The organism is Streptomyces sp. MB09-01 (assembly GCF_033794505.1).
GTDB lineage: Bacteria > Actinomycetota > Actinomycetes > Streptomycetales > Streptomycetaceae > Streptomyces.
This window is the reverse complement of sequence record NZ_JARAYQ010000043.1, coordinates 1-12,099: the sequence shown is the minus strand read 5'-3', so window position 1 is coordinate 12,099 and position 12,099 is coordinate 1. Positions and strand designations below refer to the sequence as shown.

The window sequence follows — 12,099 nt, the reverse complement described above, 5'->3', positions numbered from 1 at the left end:
GGACCGCCACCGAGGAGGTCAGTATGCGCGCGACCGAGGGCGACCAGCTGGTGCAGCACGGCAGGATCGTCGGACAGCACGACAAGGTGGGCGAGATCACCCAGGTGCTGGGCGAGAACGGAACCCCCCCGTACCGGGTCCGCTTCCAGGACGGGCACGAGGCCCTGATGGCCCCCGGGCCCGACTGCACGGTCCGCCACCCGTCGGAGCCCGAGCACTGAATCAGCGCGGGGGCGCCGCCGAGCCGTAGTGGTCGGCGACCACCCGGGCCATCGCTCCATTGGGGTCCGCGGCCACCTGCTTCGCCGAGAAGTAGGCGTGGCCGCGGACTTCCGGGTGTCCGGCGGCGAGCCGTAGGTGCTTCGACAGCTCCCCGGGGTCGCGCCAGGCCGTGATGGTGCTCTCCGCGTCGCAGCGGTACAGCGCCTCCCCCACGTAGAGGTCCACGCCCGTGCCCGCGACGGTCCGCGCCCACCAGGGGACGACGTCGGCGTAGTCGGCGGTCGGGTGCCCGATGTGCCAGTACGCCTGCGGCACGACGTAGTCGATCCAGCCCTCCCTGACCCACTTGCGGGTGTCCGCGTACAGGTCGTCGTACGTTCCCAGGCCCGCCCGCGTCGGCGAGCCGAGCGGGTCGCGGTCGGAGTTGCGCCAGACCGCGAAGGGGCTGATGCCGAACCGGACCGCCGGGCGCAGGGCCCGCAGCCGCGCGGACATCTCCCGGACCAGGGTGTCGGTGTTGTGGCGGCGCCAGGCGGCGCGGGAGGCGAAGGCGCCCCCGTGCTCCTCGTACGCCGCGTCGTCGTCGAAGTACTCGCCCTCCGCCGGGTAGGGGTAGAAGTAGTCGTCCCAGTGCACCGCGTCCACCGGGTAGCGGGTGATGGCGTCGAACATGGCGTCCTGGACGAAGCGCCGCACCTCGGGCAGGCCGGGGTTGTAGTAGAGCTTGCCGCCGTACTCCACGGTCCAGTCCGGATTGCGACGGGCCGGGTGGGAGGCCGCCAGCCGGTCGGGGTCGGTGTGGTTGGCCACCCGGTACGGGTTGAACCAGGCGTGCAGCTCCAGCCCGCGGGCGTGCGCCTCCGCGACGGCCGTGCCCAGGGGGTCCCAGCCGGGATCGACCCCCTGCTCCCCGGTCAGCCACTGCGACCAGGGCTCCAGCTTCGAGGGCCAGAACGCGTCGGCCGCCGGCCTGACCTGGAGGATCACTGCATTGAGCCGTCGCGCGACCGCCGCGTCGAGGAGTCGGAGCAGTTCCGTGCGCTGCCGCCCGGCGGAGAGCCCGCTCGCGGAGGGCCAGTCCACGTTGGACACGGAGGCGATCCACATCCCCCTGAAGTCGGCGGCGGCTGCCCGTGGGGAAGGCCCGGAGGAGGTCCGCCGCGCCGCCGCGGCGGCCGGCCCGGACGTGGCGGCCGCGATCACCCCCGCGGCTCCGGCCAGTAGCGCCCGTCGGCCGATGTACGCCATGTGACGTCTCCGTTTCGCTGAGTGACATTGCATGATGTCCGCTCAGCATGCCCGCCCCGGCCCGCCGGCCGGCGCAAGGTCGGGAGTAACGTCGGGGGGCGTGGCGGGCGCCGGAATCGTACGGGGGACCCGCCGACGGAGAGCTGCGAAAGGCACGAAGTGACTGACCTCCCTTCCGACATCACACGAGTCGGCGTAGTGGGCTGTGGCCAGATGGGCGCGGGTATCGCCGAGGTGTGCGCCCGCAGTGGCCTTGAGGTCAAGGTCGCCGAGACCACCGGCGAAGCCCTGGAGATCGGCCGGACCCGGCTTCACAACTCCCTGACCAAGGCCGCCGAACGCGGCAAGATCACGGAGGAGGAGCGCGACGCCACCCTCGCCCGCCTCACCTTCACCACCGACCTCGGCGAGTTCGCCGACCGTGACCTCGTCATCGAGGCGGTCGTCGAGAACGAGCAGGTCAAAACGGAGATCTTCCAGGTCCTCGACCAGGTGATCACCCGCCCGGACGCGATCCTGGCCTCCAACACGTCCTCGATCCCGCTGGTCAAGCTGGCCGTCGCGACCTCGCGGCCCGACCAGGTCATCGGCATCCACTTCTTCAACCCGGCCCCGGTGCAGAAGCTCGTCGAGCTGATCCCCGCGCTGACCACGGGCGAGGAGACGGTCAAGCGGGCCGAGGCCCTGGTGCGGAACGTGCTGGGCAAGCACGCGGTCCGCGCCCAGGACCGCTCCGGCTTCGTCGTCAACGCGCTCCTCGTCCCGTACCTGCTCTCCGCGATCCGGATGTTCGAGTCCGGCATCGCGAGCCGCGAGGACATCGACAACGGCATGGAGCTGGGCTGCGCCCACCCGATGGGCCCGCTCAAGCTGTCCGACCTGATCGGCCTGGACACCATCGCCTCGATCGCCGACTCCATGTACGCGGAGTACAAGGAGCCGCTGTACGCCGCTCCCCCGCTGCTCCAGCGGATGGTCGACGCGGGCCGCCTGGGCCGCAAGACGGGCGCGGGCTTCTACCCGTACAGCTGATCCCGTACGGCCGACCCTGTACGGCCGGTCCCGTACGGCCGACCCTGTACGGCCGGTCCCGTACGGCCGGTCCCGTACGGCCCTCCCTGCGGATGGTCCCCTAGGGCTGGCCGAGCCGCAGGTGGTGCAGCAGGAGCAGCCCGGCCGCCATGTTGGCGGCCGGGACCTCCCCGCGCGCGATCATGTCCGGCACGAGTTTGAGCGGGACCCATTCCCGGCGCGAGGACTCGAAATCGTCCTCGGGGTGGCCGATGTAGGTGGCCCCGTCCGCCCAGTACAGGTGGTGGCGGGCGTCGGTCAGCCCGTTGGACGGCTCGACGGTCATCAGGTGGTGGAGCGGGCCGGGCCGCCAGCCCGACTCCTCCTCCATCTCCCGCGCGGCCGCGACCGCGATGTCCTCGCCGTCCTCGACCACCCCGGCGGGCAGTTCCCAGCCCCAGCTGTCGGTGATGAAGCGGTGCCGCCAGAGCAGCAGCACCTCGTTGGCCTCGTTGACGGCCGTGGCCACGGCGACCGGGCGCAGCCGGATCACGAAGTGGTCCAGGTGCCGGCCGTCGGGGAGTTCCACATCGGCGAGATTCACGTCGAACCAGCGGTTCTTGTACACAGTCTGCTCACTCAGGTTCATCCACTGCACGGCTGTGCCACCTTCCGTTCGAGTAGGTGGCAAACATGGCAGCAGCTGACCCGTCACAGCGGAACGCGCAGCGCCCCGTCGATGAGCTCTGCGGTCTGTGCCGCGTCCGAACAACCGCTGGTCAACAGCTGTTCGCGGACCGTCCGCAGCCGGTCGCGCAGCCTCAGCGACTCCATCCCCCTGGCGCGCTCGGCCATTTCCGCCGCGGACGCCGCGGCCCGGTCCACCTCGCCCTGGCGCAGCTGGATCTCGCACAGCATCGCCAGCCGGTGCACCCGGCCGCGGTCGTGGGCCGGGGTGTCGACGGCGGCGGCCGCCTGGATCCGGGCTGCCTCCAGATCCCCCAGACTGAGCAGCGCCTCGGCGACCTGGACGTTGACGAGCCCGGGCTGCACGTAGCCGGTCTCGTCGGGTTCGGTGCCCGGGTGGATGCGCTCGGCGGCCGCCTCGGCCTTGCGGATGCAGGCCAGCGCGGCCTGGGTGTCACCGAGTTGGGCGTACGCCTTGGCCTGCATCGCGTACAGGTCGGCGGCCAGCGCCGGGGTGGTGTGCGGGCCGGCGGCGCGCAGCGCGGCCTCGGCGAAGGCGACGGCCTGGCGGTATTCGCGCAGGTGCAGGGACTGGTTGACGATCAGCGCGATCACGTACGCGCCGAGCCCCCGGTCCCCGGACGCCTTGGCCAGGCGCAGCGCCTGGTGGAAGTAGCGCTGGGCGAGCCCGTGGGCGTCCGAGTCGTACGCGCAGATGCCCGCCACCGCCACGAGGGACCCGGTGGCCCGGTGCAGCTGGCGGCCGAGGCCGTCGGAGTAACTGCCGCGCAGCATGGGCGCCGTCTCACTGCCGAGGAAGCGGACGATCCGGTCCCGGGTGGCCACTCCGCCGGCCCGGCGGTACATCAGCTCGTAGTGCGCGCGGGCGGCCTTCAGGATCTCGATGTGCTCGGGACCGATCCGGTTCGGCCCCTCACGGGAGACGTCCGCGTCCTCGGGCGGATTCTCCCATTCCCAGACGGGGATGACGGCGGGCGTCCCCGTGACCGCCTCGGCGGCGAGCAGTTGGGGCCGGGCCTGGCCGTCGGAACGCCACAGGGCTGCGGCCCGGTCCACGAACCCGCTGAGCGGGCAGGCGTGCAGGGAGACGGGCCGGTCGGCCGCCCCGAGCCCGATGTCGTCCAGCCCGACGGGACGCCGCAGCCGGCCGCCGAGCACCTCGCAGATCAGGTCGGGGACCTGGCCCCGGGGCCGCTGGCCCTTCAGCCACCGGGCCACGGCGGTGTGTTCGTAACGCAGGGCGAGTCCGCGCGTGCGGCCTGCCTGGTTCACGTAGGCGGCGAGTCCGGCATGGGACATGCCCGCCTCGGCGAGGAGGGCGTCGAGCAGGACATTGGGCTGCATGGGCCGCTCCAAGGGCTCGTCGGTCTCAGGCTAGTGGGTGCGCGGTTCACACGGGGTGTGAACCGCGTACGCGCATAAATGCGATGCGCACTCTGCCGCACGGGCCTCCGTGGGCGCTTCACTTAAGGGCCTCGCCAAGAGGCGGCTCGGGTCGTCGGCTCCCCCTCGTACAGTGCGACGACCCGCACCGCGCCGCCCGTCCTGCTGTCTGCCCGACACTCCACGGCAGGCGGGCGGCGTGTTCCGGCTCCGCCGGCGCCCGGTTGGTCGCCGGGCCCGGCGGAGCCCGCCCCCCGGCACCCGGCCGGTCAGGACCGGTCGTTGCGGAGCACCAGCAGGGCGACGTCGTCGGCGAGTCGCCCGCCGGTGTGCCGGAGCAGGGCCGCGTGCACGCCCGCGACCAGCCGCGCGGGCGTGAGCGGTGCCTCTGCGAGGACGCTCCGCAGGGGGAAGAACGCGCCGGCGCCGTCCCGGGCGTCCTCGGCACCGTCGGTGTGCAGGAAGAGGGTGTCCCCGGGCCGCAGTTCCCCCACGGCGTGCGGCTGCGTTTCCACCGGTACGGGCACCACCCCGAGCGGTGGCAGGGTCTCGCCGGCCAGAGCCTGCACGTCGGTGAGCCGCTGCGCGGAGCCGCCCCCACCCCGCGGAAGATCCAGCCCCGTCGGCGATCGAGGCGCGGGGTCCGCGGCGGAGCCCCGGTTGCGCGCAGCGCAATGCTCCGGAACGGGGGCCGTGCGGATGCGGTACGGCCAGGGGTGGCCGCAGTTCAGGGCCAGCAGGGCGCCGTCCGGGGCGATCTCGAGGAGCAGCACCGTTACGAACTCCTCCGCCGAGGGCGACTCCGGCTCGCCGGTGCAGGCGGCCGGATGCTCCGCACGCGCCCGGTCGCGCAGATGCCGGCCGAGCGCCCGCTCCATCCGCCGCAGGACACCGCTCAGCGACACCTCGTCGTACGCCGCTTCGCGGAAGGCCCCCAGCACGGCCGCCGCCGCACCCAGCGCCGGCAGCCCGTGTCCCCGTACGTCCCCGATGACCACCCGCACGCCGTACCCCGTCGGCACGGCCTCGTACAGGTCCCCGCCCACCGCCGCGCCCCGGCTCGCCGAGAGCTGCGCCGCGGCCAGCGTCAGGCCGTCGATCCGCCCCGGCAGCGGCCGCAGCAGCGCCCGCTGCGCGGCGCCCGCGATCTCCTGCGAGCGGCGCAGTTCGCCCAGCAGCCCGCGGCGGATGTGCAGGGCGCACCCGGTGGCCAGCAGCAGGAAGGCCGCACACGTGGCCAGGCTCGGCACCAGTCGCCCCGGGGTGGCCAGCTCCCAGGACACCGCGGCGCCGCCCCAGGCGACGACGCACACCCGGCGCAGCTGGGGCATCTCCCCGCGCGAGATCATCCGTAGGCTCCCCTCCGGCCGGATCGATTGTGTCGACCGACCGGTGCCCCCGGACACGGCCTCCGCGCTTCTCACCCGAACGAGTGAGGGCGCATCCGGTGGTCCGGATGCGCCCTCAACTGGCCTTACGCGGTGCGGCTACGCGCCCCGGAGCACCGCCCCGGTCCGCTCGCCCGCCAGCGCCACCGCCGCGTCGCGCGCGGCCGTGGACTCCTCGGCGGTCAGCGTCCGGTCGGCCGCGCGGAAGCGCAGCGCGTACGCGAGGGACTTCTTGCCCTCGCCGACCTGCTCACCGGTGAACACGTCGAACAGCCGCAGCGACTCGAGGAGTTCGCCCGCGCCCTTGCGCAGGGCGGCCTCCACCGAGGACGCCGGAACCGACGCGTCCACGATCAGCGCGACGTCCTGGGTCGCCACCGGGAAGGTGGAGATCCGGGGCGCCTGCAGGGCCTCGCCGCCGGCCGTCGCGAGACGGTCCAGGTCGAGCTCCATGGCGCTGGTGCGGGCCGGCAGGCCCATCGCCTTGACCACGCGCGGGTGCAGCTCGCCGGCGTGGCCGATGACCTGCTCGACGCCGTCGATGGTGACGACGAGCTCGGCGCAGCGGCCCGGGTGCCAGGGGCCGTACTGGCCCTGGCGGACGACGAGCTCCGCGCCGGCCTCGACGGCCAGCGAGCGGGCGGCCTGGACCGCGTCAGCCCAGCCGGCCGGGCGGCCCTTGCCCCACCAGCCGGCCTGCTCGCGCGCACCGGCCAGCACGACCGCGGCGTAGCGCGGCTGCGCGGGCAGGGCCGCGTTCAGGGTGGCGATCTCCTCGTCGGTGGGACGCCGGTCCACGGGCAGCCGGACGGCGACGCCCGGCTGGGCCGCGGCCCGGAAGACCGAACCGGTCTCGAAGAGCGCGAGGTCGTGGCTGCCCCGGCTGTCGTTGCGGCGCAGTGCGCCGAGCAGACCCGGCAGCAGCGTGGTGCGCAGCGCCGGCTCCTCGTCGGAGATCGGGTTGACGAGCTTGACCACCTGGCGGGTGGCGTCGTGCGCCGGGAGCTGGAGCTGGTCGAAGACGCCCTCGCCGATGAAGGGGTAGCTCAGCGCCTCGACGTAGCCCGCGCCGGCCAGCGCGCGGCCGACCCGGCGGTGCAGCTGCTGCCGGGCGGTCAGACCGCGGCCGGAGGGCACCTGCGGGAGGGTCGACGGGAGGTTCCCGTAGCCCTCCAGCCGGATGACCTCTTCGGCGAGGTCGTTGGGCGCGGCGAGGTCGGGCCGCCAGGAGGGGACGGTGACGACGAGCTCGTCCTGGCCGTAGACGTCGCAGCCGATCTCCTGGAGGCGGCGCACGACGGTCTCGCGGCCGTACTCCATGCCCGCCACCCGGTCCGGATGGTCCGCGGGCATGGCGATGGTGCGCGGCGCGCCCGGGGCGAGGACCTCGGTGACGCCCGCCTCGGCGGTGCCACCCGCGAGGAGCACGAGCAGGTCGACGGTCCGCTGCGCGGCCGCGGCGGCGGCCTGCGGGTCGACGCCCCGCTCGAAGCGCTTGGAGGCCTCGGAGGAGAGCTTCATGCGGCGGGCGGTGCGCGAGATCGACACGGAGTCGAAGTGCGCGGCCTCGATGACGACGTCCGTGGTCCCCGTGACCTGGCCGGTCTCGGGGTCGGTGACGGAGTCGGCGATCTCGGTGTGGGCGCCGCCCATGACACCGGCGAGCCCGATCGGGCCGCTGTTGTCGGTGATCACCAGGTCCTCGGCGTCGAGCGTGCGCTTGACCCCGTCGAGGGTGGTGAACTTCTCGCCCTGCTCGGCACGGCGGACGCCGATGGCGCCTTCGATGCTGGAGCGGTCGTAGGCGTGCAGCGGCTGGCCGAGCTCGAGCATCACGTAGTTGGTGATGTCGACGGCGAGCGAGATCGGACGCATGCCCGCCTTCTGCAGGCGGCGGGTCAGCCAGATCGGGGAGCGCGCGTCGGGGTCGAGGCCGGTCACCGTGCGGGCGGTGAAGCGGTCGCAGCCGGCCGGGTCGTCGATCTCGACCGGGTAGCCGTACGAGTTCGGCTGAGGCACGTCGAGCAGCGCCGGGTCGCGCAGCGGCAGGCCGTAGGCGGTGGCCGCCTCGCGGGCGACACCGCGCATGGACATGCAGTAGCCGCGGTCCGGGGTGATGTCGATGTCGAGGACCTCGTCGACGAGCTGGAGCAGCTCGATCGCGTCGGTGCCGACCTCGTGCTCGTGCGGCAGCACGATGATGCCGTGCGTGCCGTCGTCGCCCATGCCCAGCTCGTCGCCGGAGCAGATCATGCCGTGCGAGGTGCGGCCGTACGTCTTGCGCGAGGCGATCGCGAAGTCGCCGGGGAGCACCGCGCCGGGCAGGACCACAACGACCTTGTCGCCGACGGAGAAGTTCCGGGCGCCGCAGACGATCTCCTGCGGTTCACCGGTGCCGTTGGCCCGGCCGACGTCGACCGTGCAGAAGCGGATCGGCTTGCGGAAGCCCTCGAGCTCCTCGATGGTCAGCACCTGGCCGACGACGAGCGGGCCCTTGAGCCCGCCGCCGAGCTGCTCGACGGTCTCGACCTCGAGGCCGGCGTCGACCAGCTTGGCGGCCACGTCACGACCGGTCTCGCCCGCGGGCAGGTCGACGTACTCCCGCAGCCAGGAAAGCGGGACGCGCATCAGATCTCACTCCCGAACGGCCGGGTGAAGCGAACGTCACCCTCGACCATGTCTCGCATGTCTTCAACGTTGTGACGGAACATCAGCATCCGCTCGATGCCGAACCCGAAGGCGAACCCGCTGTACTTCTCCGGGTCCACGCCGCAGGCGACGAGCACCTTGGGGTTGACCATGCCGCAGCCGCCCAGCTCGATCCAGCCCTCGCTGGAGCAGGTACGGCACGGGCGGTCGGGGTTGCCCACCGACTCGCCGCGGCACACGTAGCACTGCATGTCCATCTCGGCGGACGGCTCGGTGAAGGGGAAGAAGTGCGGGCGCAGACGCGTGGTGGTGCCCTCGCCGAACAGCTCCTGGACCATGTGGTCCATGGTGCCCTTGAGGTCCGCCATGGTCAGGCCCTCGTCCACGGCGAGCAGCTCGACCTGGTGGAAGACCGGGGTGTGCGTCGCGTCGAGCTCGTCGGTGCGGTACACCCGGCCCGGGCAGACGATGTAGACGGGGGGCTTGCGCTCCAGCAGCGAGCGCGCCTGCACCGGGGAGGTGTGGGTGCGCAGGACGACACCGGACTCGTCGCCCTCGGTGCCCTCGGGGCCCCGGACGAAGAAGGTGTCCTGCATCTGGCGCGCCGGGTGGTCGGGCGTGAAGTTGAGGGCGTCGAAGTTGAACCACTCCGCCTCGACCTCGGGCCCCTCGGCGACCTCGTACCCCATGGCCACGAAGATGTCCGCGATGCGGTCCATCAGCGTGGTCAGGGGGTGCCGGGCGCCGGCGGGGACGCGGTCGTAGGGCAGCGTGACGTCCACGGCCTCCTCGACCAGCACCCGCTCGTCGCGCTCGGCCTCGAGCTCGACCGTGCGGGCCCCGAAGGCCTTGTTCACGGCGCCGCGGGCCTGGCCCACGCGCTTGCCCGCCTCGGCCTTGGCCTGCGGGGGCAGCGCGCCGATCTCGCGGTTGGCGAGCGCCAGGGGCGAGCGGTCGCCCATGTGCGCGGTCTTCGCCTCACGCAACGCGTCGAGGTCGCCGGCGGACGCGAAGGCGGCGAGCGCCTCGTCCCGCATGCGCTCGATCTCTTCCGGTTTCAGTGCCTCGACCTCGACAGGGTCGTACGACTTGTTCGGTGCCGACATCTCTTCCCGTACTTCCGATGGCTGGCTGGTGGGTCCCCGTACGACACGATCAGACCGATCGAAGCAGAGACACAAAGGTGCCAAAGGACGAGTCTAAAGGTCGCTGGAGGTGAAGGAGCCCGTGGGCCGTCTGGCGAGATGCTCAGCAGGGCTACTGCGTGAGGTACGCCGGGGCGCTCACGGGCAGGATAAATCGGAACTCGGCGCCGCCGCCGGGGCCGCGGCCGACCGTGATGGTGCCGCCGTGGGCCTCCACGATGCCCTTGACGATGTAGAGGCCCAGGCCGGTGCCGCCGCGCTTGCTCCCCCGCCAGAAGCGGGTGAAGACGCGGCCCATCGACTCCTCGGGGATCCCGGGGCCTTCGTCGGACACGGTGACGGCGGTTCCCTTCTCATGCGGCGATACCCCGATGGTGACCGTTCCCTCTCCGTGGCGCACCGCATTTTCGAGGAGGTTGCCGAGGATCTGGTCGATCTTGTCCGGATCGGCCCACAGATCGGGGAGCGGACGGCTCACGCTCACGAGGAACCGCTCGGGGGCCTGGCCGTTCGCCGTGAGCGCCTGTACGTGGCGGCCGACGGCGGTGGCGATGTCGACGGGCTGGCGGCGCACCTCCAGGCGGCCGGAGTCGATGCGGGAGATGTCGAGGAGTTCGGCGATGAGGCGGGTGACGCGGTTGGCGTCGGCGTCGACGGTCTCGAGCATCAGCCGCTTCTGGTCGTCGGTGAACCGCTCCCACTTCGCGAGCAGGGTGGCGGTGAACCCCTTGACCGAGGTCAGGGGAGAGCGCAGCTCGTGGGCGACGGTGGCGATCAGCTCGGCGTGGCTGCGCTCGGTGCGGCGGCGCGCCTCGGTGCCCCGCAGGGTGACCACGAGGCGGCGCAGCGGGCCCGTGGGGTGGGTGCGGACGTAGCTGGCGGAGACCAGCACCTCGCGGCCGCCGGGGAGCAGCAGGTTCCGCTCGGGCTGTCCGCGGCGGGTGGCGAGGCCCCCGTACGGATCGGTCAGCGCCCACCAGCGGCGGCCTTCGAGGTCCTCCAGCGGGAGGGCCCGGTCGATGCGCGCACCGAGGGCCCGGGCGGGGTCGGTGGCGGTCATCCGGGCGGCGGCCCGGTTGAAGCAGATGACGCGCCCGGTGTGGTCGGCGACGACGAGGCCGTCGGGGAGGCTGTCGGGGTCGATCCCGAAGCCGAGCCCCTCACCGGGGGCGGACCCCGGGGGTACGGCATCGGCGCGGGCGCCGGGGACGGAGTCCGCAGGCCCGCCCGCACGGGCGCCGGCCGGGGCCTGCGGCGGGACGCCGGCCAGACCGTCGACCTGCGGCGGGACCTGGGCGGGGCCGGGTCCGGCCGGCACCGGCGTACCGGCCGTCGTGCCGGCCCCCGGTGAGCTGTTCGTACCGACGGTCATGTCCCCGTACCCCACATCTCCGAGTAGCGCAGTGGGCCCCCGGGCCGCCACATTACTAGCTGGGGGTCACGGAGCGGCACCCTCCGGGCGCCCGCTGTGCACGCGCGGACGCGTAGAGACACACGGCGGCGGCCGTCGCCAGGTTCAGGCTCTCCGCCTTCCCGTGGATCGGGACCCGCACCACGGCGTCCGCCAGGGCCCTGGTCTCCTCCGGCAGGCCCCAGGCCTCGTTGCCGAAGACCCAGGCGGAGGGCCCGCCCATGGTGCCCGCGTCCAGCTCGGCGTCGAGGTCGTCCTCGCCCGCGCCGTCGGCCGCGAGGATCCGTACGCCGGCCGCCCGCAGTCCTTCGACGGCCTGCTCCACCGGGACGCCGACCGCGACCGGGAGGTGGAAGAGGGAGCCCACGGAAGCCCGTACGGACTTGGGGTTGTAGAGGTCCACGGAGGCGTCGGTCAGCACCACCGCGTCGGCGCCGGCGGCGTCGGCGCAGCGCAGCACCGTACCGGCGTTGCCGGGGTCGCGGACGTGCGCGAGGACGGCGACGAGCTTGGGCCCGGACGCGAGGATCTCCTCGAACGGGGAGTCCAGGAAGTGGCAGACGCCGACGAGGCCCTGCGGGGTGACGGTCTGCGAGACCTCGGCGAGCACCTCGTCGGAGGCGTAGTGCACGCGGGCACCCGCGTCGAGGGCGGCGTCGATGATCTCGGTGTAGCGCTCGGCCGCCTCGACGGTGGCGAACAGCTCGATCAGGGTCGACGCTCCGGTGGGACCGCGGTGCTCGACGGCCTCGCGGACCGCCTGCGGGCCCTCGGCGATGAACCGGCGCTCCTTGGTGCGGAAGTTGCGCCGCGCCAGTCGCCTGGCGGCGGCCACCCGCGGGGATCGGGGGGAGATCAGCTCGGCGGGGGTACCCATGGTCTCAGCGGTTCTCTCTCGGGGTTCCGATGCGCACGGGGCGCGGGGAAGCGGGGG

The 12,099-nt window shown here is 73.1% G+C and carries 10 protein-coding genes; 2 read left to right on the top strand and 8 right to left on the bottom strand.

Translation table 11 applies throughout. The features are described from left to right. Positions 1-23: 23 nt before the first annotated feature. On the top strand, positions 24-221 hold the full coding sequence (locus tag PV721_RS12210; RefSeq protein ID WP_319723247.1) for a DUF1918 domain-containing protein: 198 nt from the start codon (positions 24-26) through the stop codon (positions 219-221). A 1-nt stretch (position 222) separates the two neighbouring features. Here PV721_RS12210 and PV721_RS12205 read toward each other — a convergent pair whose 3' ends face one another. After that, positions 223-1,470 carry a glycoside hydrolase family 10 protein gene (locus PV721_RS12205; protein WP_319723245.1) on the bottom strand — a complete coding sequence of 416 codons (1,248 nt, stop codon included), beginning with the start codon at positions 1,468-1,470 and terminating at the stop codon, positions 223-225. A gap of 159 nt (positions 1,471-1,629) precedes the next feature. On the opposite strand from PV721_RS12205, the gene PV721_RS12200 reads away from it, so the two are divergent. After that, on the top strand, positions 1,630-2,502 hold the full coding sequence (locus tag PV721_RS12200) for a 3-hydroxybutyryl-CoA dehydrogenase (RefSeq protein WP_319723243.1): 873 nt from the start codon (positions 1,630-1,632) through the stop codon (positions 2,500-2,502). A 100-nt stretch (positions 2,503-2,602) separates the two neighbouring features. Here PV721_RS12200 and PV721_RS12195 read toward each other — a convergent pair whose 3' ends face one another. The 7 genes from PV721_RS12195 to PV721_RS12165 form a co-directional block, all read right to left on the bottom strand. Further along, entirely contained in the window at positions 2,603-3,130 is a 528-nt protein-coding gene (locus tag PV721_RS12195; protein ID WP_416371080.1) for an NUDIX hydrolase, read from the bottom strand. A 62-nt stretch (positions 3,131-3,192) separates the two neighbouring features. Then, positions 3,193-4,533 carry a transcriptional regulator gene (locus PV721_RS12190; protein WP_319723241.1) on the bottom strand — a complete coding sequence of 447 codons (1,341 nt, stop codon included), beginning with the start codon at positions 4,531-4,533 and terminating at the stop codon, positions 3,193-3,195. Positions 4,534-4,841: 308 nt separating this feature from the next. Further along, complete coding sequence (locus PV721_RS12185) at positions 4,842-5,921, bottom strand: PP2C family protein-serine/threonine phosphatase (RefSeq protein ID WP_319723240.1); 1,080 nt, start codon at positions 5,919-5,921, stop codon at positions 4,842-4,844. 138 nt (positions 5,922-6,059) lie between these two features. Further along, entirely contained in the window at positions 6,060-8,588 is a 2,529-nt protein-coding gene (gene pheT / locus PV721_RS12180; RefSeq protein ID WP_319723239.1) for a phenylalanine--tRNA ligase subunit beta, read from the bottom strand. After that, a complete protein-coding gene (pheS, locus tag PV721_RS12175; protein ID WP_030706150.1) occupies positions 8,588-9,715 on the bottom strand; it encodes a phenylalanine--tRNA ligase subunit alpha in 1,128 nt (375 codons plus the stop codon). Before pheS ends, pheT begins: the two co-directional genes overlap by 1 nt. Before the next feature lie 151 nt (positions 9,716-9,866). Next, positions 9,867-11,126, bottom strand: coding sequence for a sensor histidine kinase (locus PV721_RS12170; RefSeq protein WP_319723237.1), 1,260 nt, complete (start codon positions 11,124-11,126; stop codon positions 9,867-9,869). Positions 11,127-11,181: 55 nt separating this feature from the next. Next, complete coding sequence (locus PV721_RS12165) at positions 11,182-12,042, bottom strand: RNA methyltransferase (RefSeq protein WP_319723235.1); 861 nt, start codon at positions 12,040-12,042, stop codon at positions 11,182-11,184. Between the last annotated feature and the right edge of the window lie 57 nt (positions 12,043-12,099).

What these genes read in the sequence shown, in the direction of transcription:
- pheT (WP_319723239.1), bottom strand. Translation starts at nt 8,588, where the DNA reads ATGCGCGTCCCGCTTTCCTGGCTGCGGGAGTACGTCGACCTGCCCGCG.
- PV721_RS12195 (WP_416371080.1), bottom strand. Translation starts at nt 3,130, where the DNA reads ATGAACCTGAGTGAGCAGACTGTGTACAAGAACCGCTGGTTCGACGTG.
- PV721_RS12205 (WP_319723245.1), bottom strand. Translation starts at nt 1,470, where the DNA reads ATGGCGTACATCGGCCGACGGGCGCTACTGGCCGGAGCCGCGGGGGTG.
- PV721_RS12210 (WP_319723247.1), top strand. Translation starts at nt 24, where the DNA reads ATGCGCGCGACCGAGGGCGACCAGCTGGTGCAGCACGGCAGGATCGTC.
- pheS (WP_030706150.1), bottom strand. Translation starts at nt 9,715, where the DNA reads ATGTCGGCACCGAACAAGTCGTACGACCCTGTCGAGGTCGAGGCACTG.
- PV721_RS12170 (WP_319723237.1), bottom strand. Translation starts at nt 11,126, where the DNA reads ATGACCGTCGGTACGAACAGCTCACCGGGGGCCGGCACGACGGCCGGT.
- PV721_RS12165 (WP_319723235.1), bottom strand. Translation starts at nt 12,042, where the DNA reads ATGGGTACCCCCGCCGAGCTGATCTCCCCCCGATCCCCGCGGGTGGCC.
- PV721_RS12190 (WP_319723241.1), bottom strand. Translation starts at nt 4,533, where the DNA reads ATGCAGCCCAATGTCCTGCTCGACGCCCTCCTCGCCGAGGCGGGCATG.
- PV721_RS12185 (WP_319723240.1), bottom strand. Translation starts at nt 5,921, where the DNA reads ATGATCTCGCGCGGGGAGATGCCCCAGCTGCGCCGGGTGTGCGTCGTC.